The organism is Agromyces sp. PvR057 (genome assembly GCF_040547485.1).
Classification (GTDB): domain Bacteria; phylum Actinomycetota; class Actinomycetes; order Actinomycetales; family Microbacteriaceae; genus Agromyces.
Genome location: NZ_JBEPPT010000001.1, coordinates 688,961 through 711,514, shown reverse-complemented (window position 1 = coordinate 711,514; position 22,554 = coordinate 688,961). Strand labels below are relative to the sequence as shown.

General features: G+C 71.9%; 21 protein-coding genes. 5 read left to right on the top strand and 16 right to left on the bottom strand.

Annotation, left to right across the window (positions count from 1 at the left end):
* The first annotated feature begins 47 nt into the window (after nucleotides 1-47).
* Entirely contained in the window at nucleotides 48-1,091 is a 1,044-nt protein-coding gene (locus tag ABIC29_RS03140) for a GlxA family transcriptional regulator (RefSeq protein ID WP_116082289.1), read from the top strand.
* 117 nt (nucleotides 1,092-1,208) lie between these two features.
* On the opposite strand, the gene ABIC29_RS03135 is transcribed toward ABIC29_RS03140, so the two are convergent.
* From ABIC29_RS03135 to ABIC29_RS03125, 3 genes are all read right to left on the bottom strand, one after another.
* The gene (locus ABIC29_RS03135) at nucleotides 1,209-2,084 is read right to left on the bottom strand and encodes an RNA polymerase sigma-70 factor (protein ID WP_354242657.1); all 876 of its coding nucleotides are present in this window, start codon (nucleotides 2,082-2,084) and stop codon (nucleotides 1,209-1,211) included.
* Nucleotides 2,081-2,674, bottom strand: a complete 594-nt coding sequence (locus tag ABIC29_RS03130) for a carboxymuconolactone decarboxylase family protein (protein WP_116080803.1) — start codon at nucleotides 2,672-2,674, stop codon at nucleotides 2,081-2,083. Before ABIC29_RS03130 ends, ABIC29_RS03135 begins: the two co-directional genes overlap by 4 nt.
* 100 nt (nucleotides 2,675-2,774) lie before the next feature.
* Nucleotides 2,775-3,437, bottom strand: a complete 663-nt coding sequence (locus tag ABIC29_RS03125; protein WP_116080802.1) for an NAD(P)H-dependent oxidoreductase — start codon at nucleotides 3,435-3,437, stop codon at nucleotides 2,775-2,777.
* A 78-nt stretch (nucleotides 3,438-3,515) separates the two neighbouring features.
* Between ABIC29_RS03125 and ABIC29_RS03120 the strand changes: the two genes are divergently transcribed.
* From ABIC29_RS03120 to ABIC29_RS03110, 3 genes are all read left to right on the top strand, one after another.
* Nucleotides 3,516-3,953 (top strand): MarR family winged helix-turn-helix transcriptional regulator, encoded by a 438-nt coding sequence (locus tag ABIC29_RS03120; protein ID WP_354242653.1) that lies wholly within the window; start codon nucleotides 3,516-3,518, stop codon nucleotides 3,951-3,953.
* A 76-nt stretch (nucleotides 3,954-4,029) separates the two neighbouring features.
* On the top strand, nucleotides 4,030-5,064 hold the full coding sequence (locus ABIC29_RS03115; protein WP_354242651.1) for an NADPH:quinone reductase: 1,035 nt from the start codon (nucleotides 4,030-4,032) through the stop codon (nucleotides 5,062-5,064).
* Between the two features lie 339 nt (nucleotides 5,065-5,403).
* The gene (locus ABIC29_RS03110) at nucleotides 5,404-8,610 is read left to right on the top strand and encodes a hypothetical protein (RefSeq protein WP_354242648.1); all 3,207 of its coding nucleotides are present in this window, start codon (nucleotides 5,404-5,406) and stop codon (nucleotides 8,608-8,610) included.
* A gap of 37 nt (nucleotides 8,611-8,647) precedes the next feature.
* On the opposite strand, the gene ABIC29_RS03105 is transcribed toward ABIC29_RS03110, so the two are convergent.
* The 12 genes from ABIC29_RS03105 to ABIC29_RS03050 form a co-directional block, all read right to left on the bottom strand.
* Nucleotides 8,648-9,139 (bottom strand): NUDIX hydrolase, encoded by a 492-nt coding sequence (locus ABIC29_RS03105; protein ID WP_116080798.1) that lies wholly within the window; start codon nucleotides 9,137-9,139, stop codon nucleotides 8,648-8,650.
* A gap of 118 nt (nucleotides 9,140-9,257) precedes the next feature.
* Entirely contained in the window at nucleotides 9,258-10,820 is a 1,563-nt protein-coding gene (locus ABIC29_RS03100; RefSeq protein ID WP_354242646.1) for a hydantoinase/oxoprolinase N-terminal domain-containing protein, read from the bottom strand.
* Nucleotides 10,820-11,995 carry an S-methyl thiohydantoin desulfurase family protein gene (locus tag ABIC29_RS03095; protein ID WP_354242643.1) on the bottom strand — a complete coding sequence of 392 codons (1,176 nt, stop codon included), beginning with the start codon at nucleotides 11,993-11,995 and terminating at the stop codon, nucleotides 10,820-10,822. Before ABIC29_RS03095 ends, ABIC29_RS03100 begins: the two co-directional genes overlap by 1 nt.
* Complete coding sequence (locus tag ABIC29_RS03090; RefSeq protein ID WP_354242640.1) at nucleotides 11,992-13,323, bottom strand: cytosine permease; 1,332 nt, start codon at nucleotides 13,321-13,323, stop codon at nucleotides 11,992-11,994. Before ABIC29_RS03090 ends, ABIC29_RS03095 begins: the two co-directional genes overlap by 4 nt.
* Complete coding sequence (locus tag ABIC29_RS03085; protein WP_354242637.1) at nucleotides 13,320-13,916, bottom strand: TetR/AcrR family transcriptional regulator; 597 nt, start codon at nucleotides 13,914-13,916, stop codon at nucleotides 13,320-13,322. Before ABIC29_RS03085 ends, ABIC29_RS03090 begins: the two co-directional genes overlap by 4 nt.
* Nucleotides 13,917-14,105: 189 nt before the next feature.
* Entirely contained in the window at nucleotides 14,106-16,982 is a 2,877-nt protein-coding gene (locus tag ABIC29_RS03080) for a lamin tail domain-containing protein (protein ID WP_354242635.1), read from the bottom strand.
* Between the two features lie 122 nt (nucleotides 16,983-17,104).
* Nucleotides 17,105-17,536 carry a hypothetical protein gene (locus ABIC29_RS03075; protein ID WP_116080793.1) on the bottom strand — a complete coding sequence of 144 codons (432 nt, stop codon included), beginning with the start codon at nucleotides 17,534-17,536 and terminating at the stop codon, nucleotides 17,105-17,107.
* 122 nt (nucleotides 17,537-17,658) lie between these two features.
* Entirely contained in the window at nucleotides 17,659-17,976 is a 318-nt protein-coding gene (locus tag ABIC29_RS03070; protein WP_116080792.1) for an ArsR/SmtB family transcription factor, read from the bottom strand.
* Entirely contained in the window at nucleotides 17,973-18,443 is a 471-nt protein-coding gene (locus ABIC29_RS03065; protein ID WP_354242631.1) for an SRPBCC domain-containing protein, read from the bottom strand. The genes ABIC29_RS03070 and ABIC29_RS03065 overlap by 4 nt, the downstream gene beginning before the upstream one ends.
* Nucleotides 18,444-18,571: 128 nt before the next feature.
* Entirely contained in the window at nucleotides 18,572-19,213 is a 642-nt protein-coding gene (locus tag ABIC29_RS03060) for a GyrI-like domain-containing protein (RefSeq protein ID WP_116080790.1), read from the bottom strand.
* Between the two features lie 113 nt (nucleotides 19,214-19,326).
* The gene (locus tag ABIC29_RS03055; RefSeq protein ID WP_354242628.1) at nucleotides 19,327-20,307 is read right to left on the bottom strand and encodes an ornithine cyclodeaminase family protein; all 981 of its coding nucleotides are present in this window, start codon (nucleotides 20,305-20,307) and stop codon (nucleotides 19,327-19,329) included.
* Nucleotides 20,304-21,359, bottom strand: a complete 1,056-nt coding sequence (locus ABIC29_RS03050; protein ID WP_354242626.1) for a proline racemase family protein — start codon at nucleotides 21,357-21,359, stop codon at nucleotides 20,304-20,306. The genes ABIC29_RS03055 and ABIC29_RS03050 overlap by 4 nt, the downstream gene beginning before the upstream one ends.
* 127 nt (nucleotides 21,360-21,486) lie before the next feature.
* Here ABIC29_RS03050 and ABIC29_RS03045 point away from each other — a divergent pair, with 127 nt between their 5' ends.
* Complete coding sequence (locus ABIC29_RS03045; protein WP_116080787.1) at nucleotides 21,487-21,954, top strand: VOC family protein; 468 nt, start codon at nucleotides 21,487-21,489, stop codon at nucleotides 21,952-21,954.
* Nucleotides 21,955-22,000: 46 nt separating this feature from the next.
* Here the strand turns inward: ABIC29_RS03045 and ABIC29_RS03040 are convergent, their stop codons facing one another.
* A complete protein-coding gene (locus tag ABIC29_RS03040; protein WP_354242623.1) occupies nucleotides 22,001-22,399 on the bottom strand; it encodes a PPOX class F420-dependent oxidoreductase in 399 nt (132 codons plus the stop codon).
* Nucleotides 22,400-22,554 lie beyond the last annotated feature (155 nt).

Sequence of the window (22,554 nt, the reverse complement as noted above, 5' to 3'; positions counted from 1 at the left end):
CCAACGCGACGCTGCATCGCTCTTGGTGGAGTGTATATTCCAGAATGATGAGCACCCCGAACCGCATCGTTCCAGGCCGACCCGCCCGACCTCGCCGGCGCATCGGCATCCTGCTGTTCGACGGCGTGAAGGCACTCGACTACGTCGGCCCGGCCGAGGTGTTCGTCGAGGCGAACCAGGCCGTCGACGACTACGAGGTCGTGCTGCTGTCTCCGACCGGCGCCGACGTCGCCACCTCGCTCGGCGGGCACGTCTCGGTACACTGCTCGGCCGAGCAGGGAGGAAGCTTCGACACGGTCATCATCCCCGGGAGCGAGCATCCGCCCGCGGTCTTCGCGAGCGGCGCCGTGCTCGACGCGGCGCGGCTGCTCGCCCGCCGCAGCCGGCGCCTCGTCTCGATCTGCAGCGGGGCGTTCGTGCTCGCGATGCTCGGCGTGCTCGACGGCCGACGCGCCACGACGCACTGGAAGTTCACGGACGAGCTGGCACGGCGCTTCCCCGACATCGTCGTGCAACCCGACGCGATCTTCACGCGCGACGACCTCGTCTACACCTCCGCGGGTGTCGCGGCGGGCATCGACCTCGCACTGGCCCTCGTCGAGGAGGACCACGGTGCGGATGTCGCGCGCCAGGTCGCCCAGCTGCTGCTCGTGTACATGCAGCGGTCAGGTGGACAGTCGCAGTTCTCCGCGTCGCTCCGCGCATCCGCGCCGCAGACGAGTGTGGTGCGACGCGTGATCGAGCTGATCGAGTCCGACCCGGCCCTCCCCTACAACGTCCGACAGCTCGCCAAGCACGTCAACGTGAGCGAGCGGCACCTCACGCGGCTCTTCCGGGACGAACTCGACTCGTCACCCGCCGAATACCTCAGCGCGCTTCGCTTCGACCTCGCCCGTGCCCGCCTCGAAGGCGGCTGCACCGTGACGCAGGCCGCCCTCGACGCGGGCTTCAGCAGCGGCGAGTCCCTGCGCCGGGCGTTCGTCGCGCGCCTCGGGATCTCGCCCTCGAAGTACCAGCGCCACTTCCGCACCACCGGATCCGACGCCGCATCGACGCCCTCCGGCCGGCCGGTGCTGCGCGCCGTGATCTGAGTCCCCTGGAGTGGACCTGGCTCGCGGTGCGCGGCGACTGCCTGAAGCCGTTCGCGCGCGGCGGCTTCGCCACGTTCGAGCGGCTGGTCGACATGGCGTGGATCTGATCGCCTCGGCCTAGTGGGCCAGCGAGGTCTCCTCGTCGACCGAGCCGAGCTTGTCGGGGTTCGCGATCGAGTAGATCCGCGTGACGAGGCCGTGCTCGACCTCGAAGCTCACGATGCCCACGAGGTGTCCGTCGGTCTCGATGCGGACGCCGGACTGCCCGTTCACCTGCACGATCGACATGACGACCACGCCCGGCGCCTTCGAGAAGCCGCCCACGAGGTACCGGGCCAGTCGCTCGGATCCCACGATCGGGCGGCGGGCCGCGCCGTGCACCTTGCCGCCGCCGTCGGCGACCGAGACGATGTCGGGCGCCATCACGTCCATGAGCCCCTGCACGTCACCGCTCCTGAGGGCCGCGAGCAGCCTCCCGACGACCTCCTCGTGCTCCGACCGCGCGACCTCGACCCGCGGACGCCGTGCGGCCACGTGCGACTTCGCCCGGTGCGCGACCTGACGCACCGCCGCCGGCGCCTTGCCCACGGCATCCGCGATCTCGTCGTACGACAGGTCGAAGACCTCGCGCAGCACGAAGACCGCGCGCTCGGTCGGGCCGAGCGTCTCGAGCACCGTGAGCATCGCGATCGACAGGTTGTCGGCCAGTTCGACGTCGTCGGCGACATCCGGGCTCGTCAGCAGCGGCTCGGGCAGCCACTCGCCCACGTACTCCTCGCGGCGCCTCGCCTGCGTGCGGATCTGGTTCAGCGCCTGCCTCGTCACGATGCGCACGAGGTAGGCGCGCGGCTCGCGCACGGTCGCCCGATCGACCTCCGCCCACCGCAGCCAGGACTCCTGGAGCACGTCCTCGGCGTCGGCAGCCGAGCCGAGCATCTCGTACGCGACCGTGAAGAGCAGGTTGCGATGGGTGACGAACGGATCGTCGGTCATGCCGTCGAGCCTACGGCGACCGGCCGGGCCGCGAGCGGGGGCAGGCCGCACGCGTCCGCGAACCCCTCCGAGGTGATCCCGAGGGTGATGTTCATGCGGGCGCTCATGTTCATGAACGCCACGCGGGCGGTGAGTTCGATGAGCGCGGCCGGGCCGAGCTCGGCGAGCAGCGCCGCCGACATCTCGTCGGTCACGGCGGGCGGCGTCTGGCTCATCGCCTCGGCGTACTCCATGACGCCCCGCTCCAGCGGGGTGAAGACGGATGCCTCGCGCCAGCGCGGCACCTCGCGCACCTTCGCCTCGTCGAGGTGCTCGTTGTGCGCCATGAAGTAGTTGAGGTCGAGGCAGGCGCTGCATCCGATGTAGGCCGCCGCGGCCATGACGGCGTAGGAGTCGAGGTCTGGGTCGAGCTCGTGCCAGCGCATGACCTTGCGGCCGAGGCCCATCGCGTCCTTCATCACGGCCTGGTGGTGCCACAGCACCCCGAGCGAGTCCGGGACCTTGCCGATCATCCGGCGGGCGGCGAACTTCGTCACGGTGCCGTACAGCCCGTTGACCTCGGCGGGCGGGATGCGGGTGCTGATGCTCATCGTTGTCCTCCAGTGGTGTCGTCGACGGGAGGGGAATTCCCCCGTCGACATGGAGACACCGCCCGGCGCCGGGTTGTGACATCAGGACGTCGCGCACATCTCACACGCGCACGGGCTGCCGTTCCGAACGGTCGACCGCAGCGAGGCGGGCGAAGCGCTCCTCGGTCTCGCGGAGCATACGTTCGCGCTGCTCGGGGGTCTTCTCCGTGATGGCGGCATGGTTGACCCACCGCAGGTTCCTCACCCCGATCTTGCCGAAGGTGCCCTTGAACATGATCTTCGTGAGCGGGTCGCGGAACCACCAGCGGTAGGCCGCGTCTGGCGTGGTCATGACCGAGAGCACGGTCACGCCCCCGAGCCGCGGCATGAGGTTGCGGAACGGGTTGCCCCTCCGGCCGGGGATCTCCTCGAACACGACGCCCTTCGTGAGCACGCGATCGAGGAACCCCTTCGTCGCGGCCGGCATCGCCTCCCACCACACCGGGAAGGCGAACACGACGTGATCGGCAGCCAGGAGCCGTCGCTGGTAGTCGGCGACGACGGGATCGACCACCGACTTCAGGCGCCAGGCGACGAGATCGGCCCGGCTCATGACCGGATCGAAGCCGTCGGCGGCGAGATCTACGAGGTCGATCTCGTGCCCGGCACGGCGCGCGCCGCGCATGGCGGCGTCGGCGACGGCGGCCGTGAAGCTGCGCCGGTGCGGCACGTTCTCGGCGGAATCGAGGGTGTACGGGTGATCGAGGATGAACATGATGCGCATGGCGACTCCTTCGGTTGCTTCCGCAACGGTTGCACGCGCAACCGTCGCCTGTCAAACAAAACAGGTAGACTGCCGGCCATGGACGAGGTCGACTTCCCCGATGAGCAGGCGCAGCTCTGGTACCTGATCCGACGCGTGGCGGGCCTGCTCGATCGCACGGGCGACGCGCTCTTCCGCCGAGAGCTCGACATCTCGCTCGCGCAGTTCCTCGTGCTCAGCGTCGTCGACGCGCATCCGGGCCCGCTCAACCAGCAGGCCATCGCCGACCGTCTCGGCCTCACCAAGGGAACGGTCAGCCGTCAGATCGAGCAGGCCGTGGCCGCCGGACTCATGACCGTCGAGACGAGCCCCCGCAATCGCCGCGAGAACACGCTCGGCCTGACCGATGCCGGCACCGACCTCGTACGCCGAGGCGACGCCCTGCACGCGGCGAGCCGGGACACGTGGGACCCCGAGCCCGACGAGCTCCGGGCGACGCTGCGCGTGCTCGAGCAGATGAACAGCGCCCTCGGCTGAGCGCGGTCGGCCATGCGACATCCGGAAGCTTCGCGGCACTCGGAAGGTTCTCGGCACCCGCCGCGTTGCCCACTGCATGAGAGCGATCGCGTACACGAAGACCGGTGACTCGTCTGTGCTGCACCTCGTCGAACGGGAGTCGGCCGAACCGGGCGCCGGCGAGGTGCGGGTGCGCATCGCCGTGTCGGGCGTGAACCCGACCGATTGGAAGGCGAGGGCGGGCGCGCGTCCGGGGCAGGCAGCGCCGTTCGACGAGGTCGTGCCGAACCAGGACGGCGCGGGCGTCATCGACGCCGTGGGGGCGGGCCTGGCCGGCTTCGCCGTCGGCGACCGGGTCTGGGCCTACCTCGCCGCGCACGAACGCCCGACCGGCACGGCCCAGCAGTTCGCGGTGCTCTCGGCCGAGCACGTGGTTCCCCTGCCGGATGCCGCGAGCTTCGACGTCGGGGCATCGCTCGGCGTGCCCGCGATGACCGCGCATCGCGCCCTCACCGTCGCCGAGCACGGCCCGTCGCGGCTCGGCCCCGGCGCGCTCGACGGACGGACCGTGCTCGTCGCCGGCGGCGCAGGCGCGGTCGGGCACGCGGCGATCCAGCTCGCCCGCTGGTCGGGGGCGACGGTCATCACCACCGTGAGCTCGCCCGAGAAGGCCGCCCTCGCGACGGCGGCCGGAGCCCACCACGTCGTGAACTACCGCACCGACGACGCCGCGTCCGCGATCCGTGCCCTCGCACCGCACGGCGTCGACCAGGTCGTCGAGGTCTCCCCCGCGCGCAACGCCGACCTCAACGCGAGCGTCATCTCGAACCACGGCACGATCGCGGTGTACGCGACCGACGGCGGCGCCGAGATGGCGATCGACGTGCGCCGGCACTTCGCGCTCAACGTGCGCTATCAGTTCCTGCTGCTCTACACCGTCGGCGAAGACGCCCTCTCGGCGGCCGCCGAGGACATCGGCCGGGCCCTCGCCGACGGCGCACTGCCCGTCGGCGAGGATGCGGGCCTGCCGATCACCCGCTTCCCGCTCGAGCGCACGGCCGAGGCCCACGACGCCGTCGAGGCGGGCGCCGTCGGCAAGGTGCTCATCGACGTCGACCCCGACCTGGCCTGACGCAGGCTCGACGCTCCGCGCCCGCCACTCGACCGAGCTGGTCGACCGAGCACGAGCAGCCCGTTCCGCACTGCCCGGCGTGCGTCGCGTGGCGTCGACCCTCGTCATGAACGATCGTCGAGGACCGGCCGCTCGCGATCTGATCCCCAGCGGCCGGATCTCGACATCCGTCACGCTCATGGCATGACGCTCGGCACGCTCGTCGGATGGCGGTCACCGCGACCGTGCCGGAACGCCGGCCCCGAACTGGGGCCTCCGCGGGCGCGAAACGGAGTGATCCTCATCGATAACATGCGGACAGGGATTCCGGCAGTCGACTGCTGAACCGGAGGAGGCTCCATGCCGACCGCTCAAGAGACGACGCCATCGACCGTGCCGGTCGAGGCGCACGCTCCTGAACGCATCGGAGCAGCCGCCGAACGCATCGAGCGCTGGGTCGGGTCCAAGCGCCGCACGGCCGCCCGCCTGCTGCTCCTCGTGCTCGTCGCGATCGGTGCGATGATCGCGCACGCGGAACTCGACCGGCTCATCGCCGGCGCGCTCGACGCCGAGGGGCGCAGTGCGGTCCTCGGCAAGGCGATCGGCCCGCTCGCGTTCGCTGCCCGCGAGGAGACACGAGAGGTGTGGAGCGACGCCGCGAACGGATCGGCGATCGGCAAGTGGATCGTCATGGCGGTGCTCGTCGATGCCGTGCTCATCCTCGCGTACGTCGCGCTCTTCGCGCTCGCGATCTCCGTCTCGCACACGAAAAGACTCAAGAAGCGCCTGCTCACCGCCTTGGTGATCGCGGAACTGGTGGAAGCCGTGCTGCTCACCGCCGTCGCGGACACGCTCACCCACCACCGCGAGCTCTCGACGTCGACGTCGTACCTCCTCGCAGGCGTCTCGACGGCGAAGTGGGTGTTCTTCGCCGCGCTGCTGATCTCGCTGCTCATCGACTTCGAGTTCACACGGCGAGCACGGCACGCACTGCGCCGGGTCTTCCGCGCGATCTGGTTGCACCGGCTCTCAGCGGTGCTCGTCGTCGCGCTCATCGTGCTGACCTGCATCCCATCCGACGGAGTCCTCGACCAGCTGCCGGACCTGCAACGGCAGTGGGCCGACGGCACGAACCCCGAGCACGTGCTGGCGGCGGTCGTGGCCACGGTGCTCGCATCCCTCGTCGCGTTCGCGTTCGGGCGCATGCGAACGCGGGCGCCGGTCCAGGTCCTCCGAGAATCGGAGGTCGACACGCGTGGCGTGTACGCCTATCCCCGGCCAGACTCCCGTGGGGTGCGTCGGCAGAGTCTGAGACCGTCAGACCCCGACGCCGGCGAACACGCTCGACAGGAGAACCAGGCGCGGGCACGCTTCCGCATCGGGTGGATGGATCTCTGGTGGAGCGCCCCGATCGTCGGTCTGGTGCTCTGCGCAGCCGTCGCCGGCTGGGATGCGATCCGATGGTCCGCACTCGTGTTCCTCGCGATTCCGGCCGCGGTGATGCTGGCCTCGCTCTTCCGGGTCAGGGCGCCCGAGCGCTGGTACCTGCGCACCGCGCAGGAGATCCGCGCGCGATACGCCTGGCTGACGGGCGATCTCATCGCCGTGCTCATCATCGGCGTGGTCGGCCTCGGGCTCGTGCGGTCGCTGACCGGGCCGGTCGCCGCCCAACTCGCGCTCCCCGCGATCGATCCGACGCCATGGTCCGTCCCGCTGCTGGTGCTCGGCGCGCTGACCGTGCTGCTGAGCCCGCTCCTGCTCATGGCCCATCGCCCGCGGAGCACGAGCCGCCTCAGCCCGCTCTTCGACCTCGATGTGCGAGACGGGATGGCGCTCCATCAGGCGGCACTCGCCGTGCTCACCGGAGGCGCCGTCCTCCTGCTCCTGCACATCGCGGTGACTCCGCGCGGGTGGGCCGAGTCGATCGGCGCACCGGCGCTGACCATCCTCGCGCTCACGCTCTGGGGCGTCGTGCTCGGGTCGTTCACCATCGCCCTGCAGGAATACCCGCCGCTCCCGATCTTCATCAGGCTCCACCTCCGCGCGACGCCGGTGCTCACGCTCGCGATCACGATTCCACTGATCGCCATGGTCGTGCTCGCCTCGGCCGATGTCGACGATGCGCAGTTGCACGCGGTGCGCACGCCGACCGGTCTGCAGGTGGCACCCTACGAAGCCCGAGCATCCGTGGCGCTGCAGCTCGAAGGCCGCCTCACCGAGATCGAGTCGACGGCGTGCACCCTGACCGTCGAGGGTCGGTCGGTCCGTCCGGTGGTCGTGGTCGCCGCCGAGGGCGGCGGAATCCGAGCCGCCTACTGGACCGCGCGGGTCTTCGAGACGCTGGCGGAACGCAGCCCCTGCCTGGCGGACAGCGTGCTCGTCTCCAGCGGCGTGAGCGGTGGGTCCGTCGGCATGGCGATGACGGCGGCACTGCAGCAGCAGGCCGATCGGGCGGCGGAGTTCGAGCCCGCCGTCTGCGACGACGATCAGCGACCCGCGCAGACGACTCGGGTGCAGTGCCTGCTCCGTGCGCTCGCGTCGCCCGAGACGATCGGCGTCGGTCTCGCCGGCCTGCTCGTGCGCGACCAGATCGTCGGCCAGACCGGCGCACGTCTGCCGAGCATCGGCATGCCGGCCTCGACCGACGACTTCGCCGCGACCGACCGCGCCACGCTGATCGAGCAGAGCTGGATCGACGATGTTCCGGCACTCGGCCTCCATCCGAACTGGCGCACGTCGACCGCGATCGGCCTCCCCGTCTTCAACTCGACCGACGCCCGAACGAAGTGCAAGGTGCTCATCGGCCCGCTGCCGCTCACGAGTGCGGTCGAGGATCCGGCCGATGACGCCGCCTCGGACGGTGGTTCCACCGGGGCCGGCTGGAGCTGCTCGGAGCCCGGCGAGACGCCCAGCGCGCTCCCGGTGCCGAACTCCTGCTTCACGCACCTCGACTGGGCCGGCCTCGCGATGTTGTCCGCCCGGTTCCCGACCGTGACGCCCGCGGCCCGCTTCGAATCGACCGACGGGTGCGGGCCGAACGATCTGCAACTCGTCGACGGCGGGTACGCCGAGGGTTCGGCGCTCGGGACGGTCGCCGATCTGGCACCGCTCATCGTCGATCGGATCGGCGCCCGCAATGCCGAACGCGCCGAGGCGTCGACGACGCCCCCGCTCGTGCCCATGCTCGTGTACGTGAAGAACTCCGCCGGATACGACCTCGCCGAAGACCTCGCGAAGCTCTCGGCCGAGCCGTTCGTGCCGCTCGTGGGCAATGCGGCCAAGGGGCGGCAGATGACCGCCCAGGTCCTGCTGCAGCGTGTCGGCGAGACCTTCGCGCAGACGCCGGGTGCGAGGTCGGAGATCGACGCCGTGGAGGGCACGTTCCCTGGGCTCTCGGTCACGGTCGCCCCGCAGACCGTGCCGACGATCGTGCCGCCGCTCGGATGGGCGCTGTCCTCGAACAGCATCGAGAGCCTCGAAGCGGCGCTTCGCGGCCAGACCTCGCCCCCGGTCGACGGCGGCGACCCGACGCTCTCCTCGCTCACCTCGCGCGCCAACGAGGACTGAAGGCCCGGTTTCACCCCCGGCTGAGGCGGGCGCCGGCTCAGCGACCGCCCTCGAAGCGCGCCTGGCCGACGCCGTCGCGCCCGGTGCCGCCATCGAGCGCCAGGTGGATGCGTCGCAGGTGCTGTTCCTGCACGCCGTGCAACTCGTCGAGCGGATGCCACGCGACCTCCGTCATCTCGCCGTCGGCCGGGTAGGGCTCGCCCTCGATCCACGAGCAGCGGAACACGAGGTCGAGGTAGTCGACGACGTCGCCGTTCTCGTACGTGAGCCGCGGCATCTGGTGCACCCATGCGAGCCGGTCGACGCGGATGCGCACGCCGGCCTCCTCGAGCGCCTCGCGCGCCGCGGCATCCGCCGGCTCCTCCCCCGGATCGACGATGCCGGTGATCGGCGTGAGCGCGCCGTTGTCGGAGCGGCGCCCGAGCAGCACCTCGCCGCCCCGCACGATGACCGCCGTCACCCCGACGAGCGAGAGCGGGGCGTGCCCGACGTGGCGGCGCAGTTCGAGGACGAAGTCGGGTGTGGCCATGCCGTCACGCTACGCGAGCGCAGGTCGTGTCCGCCCAGCCATCCCGTTGCCGCGGCGGGATCCCGGACGTCGGGAGCTCCGCCGCGGCACCGGCGCTCCGGCACGAGCGGGCCGACGGTCAGGCCGCGAGCCGCCCCACCGCGCGGGCGCGGATGAGCACCGCCTGCCCGTCGATGTACGACACGGGCAGCTCCTCGATCGCGACGATCTCGATGGTGGCGGGGTCGGCGCCGGCGAGGCGGGCCCGATCCGCCGCCTCTCGGCCGGCATCCGCCACGGAGTCTCGGCGGTCGCCGTCGGTGCGGTAGACCCGCTCGACCTGGCCGGCGATCTCGCCGAGCGCCGCACCGACCGCATTCGCCGCGCCGAAGTGCTCGGGCCTGATGAGCTCGCCGACGCCGTCGAGTTCGTCGGGCGCGATGATGCTGCCACCGCCCACGAGGATCACCGGCACCGCCGCCGCGCTCGGCTTCATGCGGTCGATGGTGTCCTCGAGCAGCTCGCGGATCGCCTGCCATGCCGAGGCGCCGACTCGCTCGTCGATCGACGCCGCCTCGATGCCCTCGATGCGGGCGCCGCCGACGGCCAGCGCGACATCCGTCGCCGTGAGCGTCGGCCCGCCGAACGCGAGGCCCTCCTGCGGCAGGCGGTAGCCGACGCTGTCGGGTCCGAGCACGACGGTCGCGGTCGTGGTGTCGGATGCCGCGGCATCCGCACGCACGATCGTGCCGCCGCCGAGCCCCACCGACAGCACGTCGGGCATGCGGAAGTTCGTGCGGATGCCGCCGATGTCGACGGCGTGCGAGGACTGCCGCGGGAATCCGCCGACGAGCACGCCGATGTCGGTCGTCGTGCCGCCGATGTCCACGACGAGCGCATCGGTCGCGCCCGAGAGGTGCGCTGCACCGCGGATCGAGTTCGTGGGGCCGCATCCGATGGTGAGCACCGGGAACTCGAGGGCGTACTCGAGCCGCATGAGCGTGCCGTCGTTCTGGCCGAAGAACGGCTCGGCGGGGATGCCCCGACCGGCGAGCGCGGCCACGAACCCGTCAGCCATCGATCGGAGCGTGCGCATGAGCGCGGCGTTCAGCACGGTCGCGTTCTCGCGCTCGAGCAGGCCCAGCGAGCCGATGCGCGCCGAACGCGACACGGGCACGTCGAGCACCTCGGCCGCGAGCTCGGCGACGCGCTCCTCCTGGCGTTCGTCGATGGGCGAGAAGACGCCGACGACGGCGACCGCGTCGACCTCGCCACGCATGCGCTCGCAGGCCGCGCGGACCTCGTCGTCGTCGATCGGGGCCAGCACGCGACCGTCGACCTCGTATCCGCCCGAGACGAGGTACGCGTGCTCGCCGATGGCGGCGCGCAGGTCGTCGGGCCACCCCTCGAGCGGCGGCACCGCGGTCGTGGCCGGCGCACCGAGGCGCAGCACGCCCACCCGGCCGAGGCCGCGTCGCTCGACGATCGCGTTCGTGCAGTGCGTCGTGCCGAGCATGGCGTGGGTGATCGTGGTCACGTCGACGCCGGATGCCGCGAGCACGGCGTCGATCGCCGCGGCGACGCCGTCGCCGGTGTTCGCCGTGGTGGGCGACTTGACGGAGGCCACAACCCGAAGCTCCTCGTCGAGGATGACGGCGTCGGTGTTCGTGCCGCCCACGTCGATGCCGATGCGGTGTCCCATCAGGCTGCGTCCTCTCGCGGTTCGGGCGTTCGGTCGGTTCGTCGTTCGGTGGCTTCGACGAGGCTGGCGGCGCGCGCCGCGGCGATCTCCTCGACGGGCGCCCAGGCGACGTCGTAGCCGAAATGGCCGGGTCCGGCGTTCTCGAGGCCGACGTCGGTGCGCCACTTCGCGTTGCAGGGCATGCCGATCACGGTCACGCGCGCCCCGTAGCGGAGCGCCTCGGTGGTGATGGGGTGGCCGGTGGCCTGGTCGAGCACGGCGATGAGGTCGGGCGTCACGGCGGCCAGCTCGCCGTCGCGCCTGGCGAGCAGCATCTCGTTCTGGAAGTCGAGCCGGAAGGCGTGGCCGCGATCGTCGCCGGTGCCCTCGAGGTCGGCGGCGCCCTTGGTGAAGCCGCCCTCGAACTGGCGCCGCAGGTCGACGACCTTGCCGTCGAAGAGCCGCACGGCGTCGAGCTCGAGGCAGAGCGCCGCGATGCGCTCGTCGTCGCGCAACTGCTCCTCGCCGCGACCCAGCAGGACCTGCCCGATGCGACGCGCCAGGGTGAGCGTGCCGGGGATCGCGCACTCCCGCACGACGTCGCCGCCGTAGACGTAGTCGATCATCGTGGCGGCGCCGCCCATCTCGATCGTGACGGCGCGGGCGAGCCGCTCCGACCAGACGCCGTCGACGGGCCGGCTCACCACCTCGTTGCCGTGGTGGTCGACGAGGACGGTGGTGCCGGGGCCGTATCCGGCCAGGTGGAACGTGACCATCTGCGCTTCGGGGAACGCCCGGCCCATGGCGTCCGCGTCGACGATCGGCAGGCCGCTCACCGCGGCCGCGGCGATCGGGATCATCGAGTTGCCGCCGCCGATCTCGATGGGCATGACCGCGGTGGGCACGCGACGCGTGGCCCGCTCGATGGCCTCGAGGGCGTGGGCCAGCTCGGCCTCGGCCATGATGCGCTCGACGTCGACGGACGGCGCGCCGATGCCGCCGATGGGCACGACCAGGTCACGTGCGGTGAGCTCGTCGACGCCGATCACGCGCACCGGGCCGTGCAGGCGGATGAGGCGCTTCGCGATGAGCGAGCCGACGTGCGGGTCGCCGCCGCCGCCGGTGCCGAGCACGGCCGCGCCGAGGGCGATCTCGTCGACATCCGCCTCGGTGATGAGCCGCAGGCCGTCGGTCACGATGCGACCTCGTCGGCCTGCAGTTCGCGCTCGGTGGGCGCGGCGACATCCGATCGGGTCCGACGCGCGACGAGCCCGAGCACCAGGTACACGGCGAACCCGACCAGCAGGCCGTCGAGCGCGGGGATGGTGGTGAGGTCGAACAGCCCGAAGCCGAGCCCGTCGGCGGGGTGCGTCGCGGCCAGCGCCACGACGATGCCCGCGATCCAGGCGACGATCGCGAGCGGATGCACCGAGCGCTCGGCCTCGTCGAGCTTGAACCGGCCCGCGCGGTGGTCGACCACGAAGGCCGCCACGTACACGCCGCCGAACGGCGCGATCACGATGCCGATGGCCGAGATGAAGGGGATGAACCCGTCGGCCGCGCCGAGCACGGCCACGAGGATGCCGATGACGCCGCCGATGATCGTGAGCACGCGACGGTTCAGACGCCCGTTGATCGACGCGAAGCTGAGCGCGGCGGAGTAGAGGTTCGAGGTGTTCGTCGTCCACTGCGCGAGGATCAGCACGATGACGGCGACGCCGCCGAGCCCGAGCAGGAAGAAGATCGTCATGAGCTCGGTCTCGCCCATGATGCGGGCGAGCACGAGGGCGACCACGACGATGATCGAGTTGCCGAAGAAGAAGCCGACGAAGCCGGCGGCCATGGCCTGCCTCGGCGTCTTCGCCCAGCGGGCCATGTCGGGGGCGGTCACGACGCCGAGGATGAAGATCGCCATGACGAGCGAGACCGCGCCGCCGAAGGTGAAGGTCACGTCGACCGGGGTCGACAGGCCGTCGGCGCCCTGCGTGGCGAAGCCGACGATGATGCCGAGCAGCAACAGGGCGAGCAGCGCGGGCACCGCGAGGGAGCTGAGCTTCGAGATCGAGCGGTAGCCCCAGAGTGCGGTGAGCGCCATCAGGATGCCGCCGACGAGCGTGAAGATCCAGACGGGCACGTCGAGGCCGGTGAGCTCGGCGAACGCGATCTGCGCGTTCGAGCCGAAGAACCCGGCCTGCACGGCGAACCAGCCGAGCAGGCTCAGCGTCAACGCGATCGCGAGCACCGCGCCGCCGATGCGGCCGAAGACGACGCGCGAGACCATCGCGGTCGAGAGCCCGGAGACGGCGCCCACGTAGGCGCACGCCATGGCCATCAGGCCGAGCAGGGTCGAGCCGACGAGCGTCGCGAGCAGGGCGGGCCAGAAGTCCATGCCGGCGGCGAGTTCGATGCCGAGGAAGGCGCCCGAGAGGTCGATGCCGATCGCGATCCAGACGGCGGCGATCGACCACCAGCCCTTGCGCTGGTCGGCGGGGACGACGCCGTGTTCGTAGTCGGTGGTGTTCATGCTGGTCCTTCGGGGGAGGTCGCGAGCAGCGAGGCGAGGTGGCGCCAGGCGAGGTCGAAGCGCTCGCGGTAGACGTCGGGTGAGTAGTGCGTGAGCTGGAGGAACAGCCCGTCCATGAGCACGAGGAAGAGGGCGGTGAACCCCTCGGGGTCATCGACGGCGAACACGCCGGTGGCGACCCCCTCTTCGTAGGCGCGCCTGACCGCACTCGCGAGGGTCGATTCGGAGTCGAGGAAGATCTCGCGAAGGCTCGCACCGCTCGCACCGGATTCGGCGATGGCGGCGCGCAGGCTGAATTCGGCGAGGTCGGGGCGATCACGGTAGTACGCCTCGATGCCGCCGAGCAGGTGGTGGAGCCGTTCGAGCGGGGGCATCGCGCTGCTCGAGCGAGCGAGCTCGTCGAAGTACGCGGTGTGCTCGACCGACACCTCGGCGTAGACCGCCTCGTACAGCGCCTCCTTGCTGGGGAAGTGCGCGTACAGCGAGGGCGTCTTGATGCCGACGGCCCCGGCGATCTCGCGGAGGCTGGCCTCGGCGTACCCCTTTCTCGCGAAGACGGTTCTCGCCTCGGAGAGGATGTCAGCTCTGGTCATCTGCCTGCCTAACGATCATTAGTTAGGGAGACTGTAGACCGCACCGGGCGGCTCCGCAAGGGGCCGCGGCGCCCGTGACCCCGCGGCGCCCGTGACCCCGCGCCACCGCTCGCTCGCACCGCACCGCGGAACGGCGGATGCCGCGGCAGCCCGTGCTGCCGCGGCATCCGCGTGTCGGTGGTGAACGCCTCAGCGAGCGGCCTCCGCGCGACGGCGGCGCAGTGCCACCGCGCCGGCGCCGAGCCCGAGCAGGAGCAGCACGCCTGCCGCCCACAGCACGGCCGAGATCTCGGCACCCGTGTGCGCGAGCCCGCTCGTGGTGCCGGAACCCGGCGTTGCCGGCTCGTCGGTGCCGCCGTCGCCGGGAACGGCCGCGGTGACCGTCACCGGCGCCCAGCCGATCAGCGTGCCGTCGGCCGCCTGGATGACGACCTTGTGCTCCCCCGCCGGCAGCGAGGCGGGCAGCGTCACCGTGACGACGCCGTCGAGTCCGACGGCGGCCGACCCGAGGGAGGTCGGCGTCGAGTAGACCCACGCCCACACGGTCTCGCCGGCGTGCGCGACACCGACGTTCACGGGCAGGCTCGCGCCAGGCGCGGCCGTCGCGGGTGCGGTGACGCCGCCGCGAGTCGCGTCGGTGAGCAGCGACTCGTCGACGGGCGTCGGCGCGGCTCCGGGATCGGTCGGGTCCGTCGGGTCCGTCGGGTCGGTCGGGTCCGTCGGGTCGGTCGGGTCGGTCACGACCGCGCCGGGAAGCGTGCCGGTGCGCAGGGCAGCGGCACGCTCGCCGTCGGCGAACCACCACACGGGGCGGGTCGTGACGAGCGACGGCGCGGGGTCGGCCGAGCTCAGCGAGGCCGGCGCGGTCGCGAAGCCCTCGTTGTTGAGGTTCGGCATGCCGGCAGGACGCGCGACGTGCACGATCGTGGGCGCGGCGCCCGTGAACGCGATGCGCGTGGCCTCGCCCTCGCAGCCGTTGTCGCACACGGCCCAGAGCTGGTCGAGCACGGTGTCGTAGTCGAGGGCCATGACGCCGCCGAGACCCGGGTCGATCGAGGCGACCTGGGCGAAGGTGCCGTCGGCGTTCAGGGCGTAGGCGTAGACCACGCCGTTGTCCTCCACCGCGACGAAGAACAGGCCGTCGCCGTGACCGGGGTAGTCGGCCGGGTCGTAGACCGCACCCGAGTTGGCGTCGACGAGACCCTTCAGGTCGGCGTCGGCGACCCACTCGACGGCCTCGAGGCCCGTGTTCGCGGCGACCTGCGGCAGCGAGGCCGTGAGGTCCCACTCCTGCGCGGCGACGACGTCGGGGCCGGCGGCCTCGGGGTCGACCGCGAGGATCGTGTTCTGGTTCACGCCCTTGTTCGCGTTGTCGCGCTCGGAGGCGATGTAGATGCGGCCGTCGTTCGCCGAGGTGATGCCCTCGGTGTCGGGGCCGGCCTTCGCCGGTGCTCCGGCGTCGCGCTGGAACCGCACGCGCCTGCCCTCGGCCCAGCCGTCGGCGAACGCGACGCCGCCGTCGGCCTTCGCGTCGAGCTTCCAGAAGGTGCCGGTGCCGTTGTCGACGGCCCAGAGCACGACGCCGTCGGCCGTCTGCTGGGTGTCGAGGCCCGACGAGTCGCTGAGGAACATCGCCGCCTCGTCGACGACCGTCACGTCGGCCGAGCCGGGCCAGGCGACGGCCACGGGGTCGGTCGGGTCGGTCGGATCGGTCGGGTCGACCGGGCCGCCGCACGCATTCGCGGCACCCTTGGTCGAGGTCGTCGCGTCGCCGAACGCGCCCGTGCCGTCGGGGCAGCGCGCCCACGTGACGGCGGCGTGCGCCGACCACGCGTACTCGACGACCGTGACACCGGCGGCATTCCGGATCGTCGCGACATCCGCCGCTCCGAGGCCGAACGAGAAGTGCGTCGCACCGTCGAAGACGAAGCGCGCACCGGCCGCGAGCACGGTTCCGGATGCCACGGGCGTGACGTCGGCGGCGTGGCCGACCGGGTCGTTGTCCATGAGGGTCCAGCCGGAGAGGTCGACGGGCGTCGTGCCGGTGTTGACGACCTCGACCCAGTCGGTCGCGTCGCCGTTGGACTCGACCTCGTTGATCGCGATCGCGGGCAGGACGCAGTCGTTCGGCTGGCCGGGGGTCACGCGGGCGAGCGCGAAGTCGCCGGTCGCGTCGGGGCAACGGGCGTAGCTCGCCGCGGCCTCGTCACCGTCGATCGCGGGGTGGCCGTTCCACGTGTGCTCGTCGAGGAGCGTCGCGGCGCGATCGTACAGGCGGATCGAGTCGGACCCGCCGATGCCGATCGCGGCCTGGAACTCGAGCGGCGCGCCAGCGGCATCCGCTCCGACGGTCGAGGCCTCGACGACGAGGCGCTGGCCCGCGGCGATGGACGTGCCGGAGGCGAAGAACCAGCGGTGGTCGTCGCTGTTGTCGCGCACCTCGTACCCGCTGAGGTCGAGCGCGGCCGTGCCGGGGTTGATGAACTCGATCCAGTCGGCGGGGCCGGAGTCGATCTCGTTCAGCAGCACGCTGCCGGGCGTGGCCGGCTCCTCCGGCTCGTCGCAGACGTTGGCCGCGCCGAGCGTGACCGCGGCCGCGGGCGCCCAAGCGCCGCCGTCGGCGCAGCGCGACCAGTCGGCGAGCGGCGCGGTCGCGGCGTAGGCGTACGAGTCGACGACGACGTCGGCGGCATCGACGAGCACGACCTCGTCGCCCTTGCCCAGCCCGAACGGGAAGCCGAGCGGCGAGGCGTCCTTCGCGAGCACGAGGAAGCCGCCCGCTGCGAGCGTCGTGCCCGCCGGGATCGTGCCGCGCTCGGACCGCTTGTCGTCCATGACGGCCCAGCCCGAGACATCCACCGGCGCGGATGACGCGTTGAAGAGTTCGATCGAGTCGACCGTGCCGTGGGAGGCGGTGTCGTAGACGATCTCGTTGACGACGACGCCTGCGGCGGCCGCATCGGCGGCGAGCGCCGCGCCGGGCATCGCGAGCAGTGCGGCACCGGTTGCCACGGCCGCGACGGCGGCCATCGCGGACGCGCGACGGATGGATTGGGGGAAGGGCATGGAGGGGCTCCTGACGAGAAGTGAGGGGTCGCGACCACTCGACCGTTCGGCGCTGAACGGAAGGTGACCTGCCGGTGAACCCGCAGCATCGCCGCTCTGTCGAGGGAGTGCGCGACCGTGTGTCAGGCGTCGAGCGGGCCGGCGCCGCAGAGGGTGCGTCGCACCCAGTCCGCGGCATCCGACTGCGCGAGCTCGTCGGAACGCACCAGGCGCACGAACTCGATCGCCGCCGCGCTCAGGCGCCCGTCGGCGGTGTCGGGCGCGTCGCGCAGCACGTGGGCGGTCAGCCAGCGCGAGAGGCCCCCGCCGATGCGCACGGTGACCGCGACGGTGCCGGCGAAGTGCCTGGCCTGGCCGTCGGTGTCGTCGTCGAACGCCGCCCGGAATCCGCGGCCCTTCAGCGGATTGCTGCCGCCCGATGCGGCATCCGTCACCCAGAACGGCCCACGACGCACGCCCCCGATGCGTCCGATCTCCTTGAGGAACCGGCGGTTCGAGTGCCCGCGTCCGGCGAGCAGCGAGATCGATTCCGCGAGGGCGGCGCAGGCGTCCATGTCCTTCAGCGTAGTGACGACGACGGGGGCGGATGCCGCGTGGCGGCGCCCGCGAGACCGTGCCGCCGTGCCGCCGCGCCGCCGCGCCGCCGTGCCGCCGTGCCGCCGCGGCATCCGATGCCCTAGAGCCCCTCGGCGATCTCCTTGATCGCGGCGAGGCGACGGTCCCACTGCGCGCCGATCGTCTCGAGCCGCCGCGCGGTCTCGCCGAGCTGGGCGCCGATCACCCGGAACCGCACTTCGCGGCCGACGCGCACGGGCTCGACGAGGCCGACCTCCTGCAGCACGACGAGGTGCTTGGCGATCGCCTGGCGCGTGACGGGCAGGCGCCCGGCGAGGGCGGACGCCGACGCGTCGCCCTCGCCGAGTGCGGCCAGGATGGACCACCGGGTCTCGTCACCCAGGGCGGCGAACACCGGAACCAGCGTCTCGGATGTCACGCGTCGCCCTCGAGCAGGGCGACGAGCTTGTCGAGTTCGGAGACCCAGCCTTCGGCGTGCTCGCCCATGTTCCTCACCGGGTCGGAGGTGCGGTCGAAGCCGGTCTCGACCACCGTGAGCTCGGTGCCGTCGTCGACGGACTCGAGCGTGAACGTGAAGACGGTGGCGTGCTCGTCGAGCTCGTCGCGCAGCGTGCCGAGCGCGTCGTCGTTGCCCCAGCGGTAGGTGATGCTGCGGGGGGCGTCGACCGCCTCGATGGCGAGCGGCACGCGGCCGTAGCCCTCGAAGGTGATGCTGCCACGGGCCCCCGGGCCCGCGCCGTCGAGCTCGGTGCGCCCGAACCAGCGCGAGATGTGGGCGGGCTCGGTGACGGCCTGCCACACCGTCTCGACGGGTGCGGCGATGCGGATGGTGCGGCGCACCGTGTAGGCGGCCTCGTCGACGACGGATGCCTGATTGTCGGTCATGCTCATGATTCTCGTTCCTCTCGGTCGATCAATGCAACTCCAGAGTTGCATGTCGGGTCGAGAAGCGCAACCCTAAGGTTGCATATACCTCGCGAATCGCAGGTCTCGCGCTCGCCGGGCGTCGGACCTCAGACCGGCCGCACCGGCTGCCGCAGCACCGTGCGCAGCTTCTCGGGCGCGGTACGGCGGGCATCCGAGAGGTAGACCTCGTGGTGCGGCCCGTTGAACGTGAGACCGTGCTGCGGCATCCACTCGTCGTGCAGGCGCGCGAGGGTCGGCGCCTCGTCGTCGTACGACCCGACGTGCAGGATCTGCACCGACGCGCCCTCGTCGAGCCGCTCGAGTCGCAGCAGGTCGAGCGCCGGGTTCCGCTCGCCCTTCGCCTTCGCGCGGGTCGCCTCGACGCCGGCCGCGACGGCCTCGTCGTCGATCCAGTCGGGCTGGTTGACGAGCATCGTCCAGCTCCACGCCGCCTTGTCGCGGGACGCGAACGCGGCCGGGTCGTCGGCCCACCAGAGCCCCTCGAGGGGCGCGACGGCGAAGTCGCGCCCCTGCTCGCGCTTGCTCGCGAACTTCACGGCGTACGCGACGCCGAAGAGGGCCTCGACCGCCTGCGCGTACTCCGGCACGGAGTTCGGGTCGCCGTGCCCGTCGATCGCGAGAAAGCGCAGCGGCGGCACGTCGACGACGGCGAACTCCCTCGCCGACGGGGCGTAGAGGGCCCGGTGCGCGCGCTTGACGTCGTACTTCTCGTGCAGCTGCTCGGTCATGCGGCGAGCGTACGCCGGGCCGCGGTCAGGACGTGTCCGGATGCCGCGGGCCTGCGGTTCGCGCGTCGGGCCGCCGCGCGCGGGGCGAGCGCCGATCAGCCCGCCGGCGCCGGTCAGCGCGCGAGCGCCGAGCGCCCGACCACCGCGTCCTCCCACGACATGCCGGAGGTCTTGACGACGAGCGGGCGAACCGCGCCGGCCTCGGCGGAAACCCGCAGCCCGGTCACGACCTCGGCGAGCGGAACGAGCGAAGCCGGCGCGAGCGCACCCTCGCGAACGGCCAGCACGACGTCGCCGGCCTCGCGGAGCGCCGTGGCCACGTCTTCGACGACGACCTCCGCTCGGCCCATGAGCGCGGAGTCGAGCTCGCGCGCCCCGGGCTCGTGCGAGCCGACGGCGACGACCACGACGTCATCCGCCAGCACCGCGGAGTCGAACAGCGGCTCGCGCGCCGTCGTGGCGCAGATCACGAACCCGGCCCCGCCGAGCGCGAGGGCGACGGATGCCGCGTCGGCCGCCGAGACGAACTCGCCGCCGTTCAGCGCGGCGTCGTCGCCCGGCGCCCGGCGGGCGACGTGCGTCACGCGCCCGATCGGCAGCTCGGGGCAGACCTCGCGCAGCGCCTCGACGTGCGCGAGCGCCTGCGGCCCGGTGCCGAACACGACGACGTCGAGCGGTTGGGCGCCGTCCGCGCCGTCGGCAGCCGCCCGCGCGGCGACCCTGGCCGCGAGCGCCCGTCGCACGCCGACCATCGACACCGCCGGCGTGCGGACGCCCGTGAGCACGGATCCGTCGAGGATCAGCACGGGCGCCATGGAGTCCGCGTCGAAGACGAGGTGCAGTCCCTGGATGCGGGGCAGCCCGCGCTCGGGGTTGCCCGGCGCCACGGTCAGCACCTTCACCCCGACGGCATCGCCGACCGCCGACGGCATGAGCAGGGCCTCCGCGGTTCCGAGGGGCGCGGCCGTGCGCGGCACGTCGGTCGCTGGGTCGAAGCCGGCGAGCAGTGCGGCCTCGAGCGCCTCGACGGCCGAACGGTAGCCGAGCCGCGAGCGCGTGCCCGCGGCATCCAGCACCTCGATCGTCGCGCTCATCGCAGCACGAACCCGGGCACGAGCGTGTCGCGCGGGTCGACCGTGAACGTCGAGGTGCCCGTGCGGTAGGCCATGCCGGTGACGACGGGCACCACCGCGGCGCCGCCGTCGACCTCGACCCGCTCGACGGCGCGTGCGTGGAACCTGGAGCCGACGATCGAGTCGTGCACGAGCGTCTCGCCGAACGCGAGCTCGCCCTGCGCGGTGAGCGCGGCGACGCGGGCCGCGGTGCCGGATCCGCACGGCGACCGGTCGAGCTCGCCGTCGGCGAAGACGGTCGCGTTCCGCTGGTGCAGGCGGCCGTCGGCGTCGTGTCCGAGGCGCTCGAACAGGATCGTGCCGTAGATGCCGCTCAGGCGCGGATCGGTCGGGTGCTGCGCGGCATCCGAGTCGTTCAGCAGCCACTTGACCTCGCGACCGAGGGCGATGATCTCGGCGACGTCGCCCGGCTCGATCGAGAGCCCCACCTGCGCGACGTCCAGCATCGCGTAGTTCGCGCCGCCGTAGGCGACGTCGACCGTCAGCTCGCCCCGGCTCGTCGCCACGCGAAGGCCCTCGGCCACGAGTCGGCTCGGCACGTTGACGAAGTCCACGCTCGTCACCGCGCCCGCGTCGTCGGTCGAGACGCGCGCGGTCACCCGGCCGGACGGCACGTCGACGACGACCTCGGTGACGCCGCTCGGGTCGACGGCGACCAGCCCGGTCTCGACCGCCCACGCCCCGAGCGCGATGGTGCCGTGGCCGCAGGCCGTCGAGAAGCCGTCCTTGTGCCAGAACAGCACCCCGAGGTGCGCGCCCGCGTCGTCGGGCGGCGTGATGAACCCGCCGTACATGTCGGCGTGACCGCGCGGCTCGAAGCAGAGCAGGCGGCGCAGGCCGTCGACGGCCCCGTCGCCGATCGCGAACGCCCGGCGGTCGGCCACCGTCGCCCCCTCGATCGGCACCCGGGGATCGGCGATGATCCGGAACGGCTCGCCGGCCGTGTGGTAGTCGATCGTGCTGATCGGGCTGATCGGGCGGACGGAGGGCGCATCGGCGAGCTCTGTGGTCATCAGACCATTCTGCTCGCCGCACGGCCAGGCACCGGCATCCGAAGGACTGACATCGGCGCTCGACCGGCGTAGCGTGGGCGGATCGGGATCCGGCCGGTCGACGGCCGGACGAACAAGGGGGTCACCGATGGCCGAGCTCTCGCCCATCCAGCCATGCCTGTGGTTCGACAGCCAGGCACGCGAAGCCATGGAGTACTACGTCGAGGTCTTCCCGAACTCGCGCATCAGGTCGATCGAGCCCTACCCCGACGAGTCGCTCGACGAGCACTTCGAGGGCATGTCGAGCAAGGTGCTGAACGGGCAGTTCACGCTCAACGGCGTCGACTTCGTCTGCCTCGACGGCGGACCGCTCTTCACCTTCACCGAGTCCATCTCGTTCGTCGTCTCCTGCGCCGACCAGGCCGAGATCGACCACTACTGGTCGAAGCTCTCGCACGTGCCCGAGTCGGAGCAGTGCGGCTGGTGCAAGGACCGCTTCGGCGTCAGCTGGCAGGTCATCCCCGCGAACATGGGCGAGCTGACCCGGCGCCCCGAGCAGATCCAGGTGATGATGCGCCAGAAGAAGGTCGTCATCGCCGAACTCGAGAACGCGTGACGGATGCCGCGGGCGCCGGCTCGCGGCATCCGTCACCGCATCGGGGTCAGCGCCCGTTGACCTTCTCGATGCGCATCTCGAGGATCACGCGGTCGGCCTTGTCGGCCGGGGCCTGCTGCTCGGCGTTGCCGTAGCGCCTGCCGAGTCGCACGTAGAACGCGCCCTCCGGATCGGGGATCACCTCGGCGAGCCGCCCGCGAACCTCGACGTAGCGCAGCGGGGTCTCGGGGTCGAGCGCCTCGAGCGTCATGTGCGGGTTCCGCTGCAGGTTGCGGTACTTCGCGCGCGTCGTGGTGTGCGTGAAGCGGATGACGCCGGCATCCGCGTCGAGCTCGAACCACATCGGGTTCACCTGCACGCTGCCGTCGGGCCGAACGGTGGCGAGGTGCCCGAAGACGGGCGCGGTCAGGATGCGGGTGGCGTGCTCGTCGAGTTCGATCGTCATGCCTTCAGTCAACCGCACCGACGCCGGCCGGTATTCCGGGTGCACGGAGACCTCCCCTGCCCCGAACCCGCCACCTCACCTCACCTCACCCGATTCCCCTCGCCTTTTCAGGACCACATCGGTCATGGCTGCATATTGCACGCATGACCGCTGTG

Coding starts and splice junctions, on each gene's coding strand:
- ABIC29_RS03140 (WP_116082289.1), top strand. CDS start 48: ATGAGCACCCCGAACCGCATCGTTCCAGGCCGACCCGCCCGACCTCGC.
- ABIC29_RS03135 (WP_354242657.1), bottom strand. CDS start 2,084: ATGACCGACGATCCGTTCGTCACCCATCGCAACCTGCTCTTCACGGTC.
- ABIC29_RS03130 (WP_116080803.1), bottom strand. CDS start 2,674: ATGAGCATCAGCACCCGCATCCCGCCCGCCGAGGTCAACGGGCTGTAC.
- ABIC29_RS03125 (WP_116080802.1), bottom strand. CDS start 3,437: ATGCGCATCATGTTCATCCTCGATCACCCGTACACCCTCGATTCCGCC.
- ABIC29_RS03120 (WP_354242653.1), top strand. CDS start 3,516: ATGGACGAGGTCGACTTCCCCGATGAGCAGGCGCAGCTCTGGTACCTG.
- ABIC29_RS03115 (WP_354242651.1), top strand. CDS start 4,030: ATGAGAGCGATCGCGTACACGAAGACCGGTGACTCGTCTGTGCTGCAC.
- ABIC29_RS03110 (WP_354242648.1), top strand. CDS start 5,404: ATGCCGACCGCTCAAGAGACGACGCCATCGACCGTGCCGGTCGAGGCG.
- ABIC29_RS03105 (WP_116080798.1), bottom strand. CDS start 9,139: ATGGCCACACCCGACTTCGTCCTCGAACTGCGCCGCCACGTCGGGCAC.
- ABIC29_RS03100 (WP_354242646.1), bottom strand. CDS start 10,820: ATGGGACACCGCATCGGCATCGACGTGGGCGGCACGAACACCGACGCC.
- ABIC29_RS03090 (WP_354242640.1), bottom strand. CDS start 13,323: ATGAACACCACCGACTACGAACACGGCGTCGTCCCCGCCGACCAGCGC.
- ABIC29_RS03085 (WP_354242637.1), bottom strand. CDS start 13,916: ATGACCAGAGCTGACATCCTCTCCGAGGCGAGAACCGTCTTCGCGAGA.
- ABIC29_RS03080 (WP_354242635.1), bottom strand. CDS start 16,982: ATGCCCTTCCCCCAATCCATCCGTCGCGCGTCCGCGATGGCCGCCGTC.
- ABIC29_RS03075 (WP_116080793.1), bottom strand. CDS start 17,536: ATGGACGCCTGCGCCGCCCTCGCGGAATCGATCTCGCTGCTCGCCGGA.
- ABIC29_RS03065 (WP_354242631.1), bottom strand. CDS start 18,443: ATGACCGACAATCAGGCATCCGTCGTCGACGAGGCCGCCTACACGGTG.
- ABIC29_RS03060 (WP_116080790.1), bottom strand. CDS start 19,213: ATGACCGAGCAGCTGCACGAGAAGTACGACGTCAAGCGCGCGCACCGG.
- ABIC29_RS03055 (WP_354242628.1), bottom strand. CDS start 20,307: ATGAGCGCGACGATCGAGGTGCTGGATGCCGCGGGCACGCGCTCGCGG.
- ABIC29_RS03050 (WP_354242626.1), bottom strand. CDS start 21,359: ATGACCACAGAGCTCGCCGATGCGCCCTCCGTCCGCCCGATCAGCCCG.
- ABIC29_RS03045 (WP_116080787.1), top strand. CDS start 21,487: ATGGCCGAGCTCTCGCCCATCCAGCCATGCCTGTGGTTCGACAGCCAG.
- ABIC29_RS03040 (WP_354242623.1), bottom strand. CDS start 22,399: ATGACGATCGAACTCGACGAGCACGCCACCCGCATCCTGACCGCGCCC.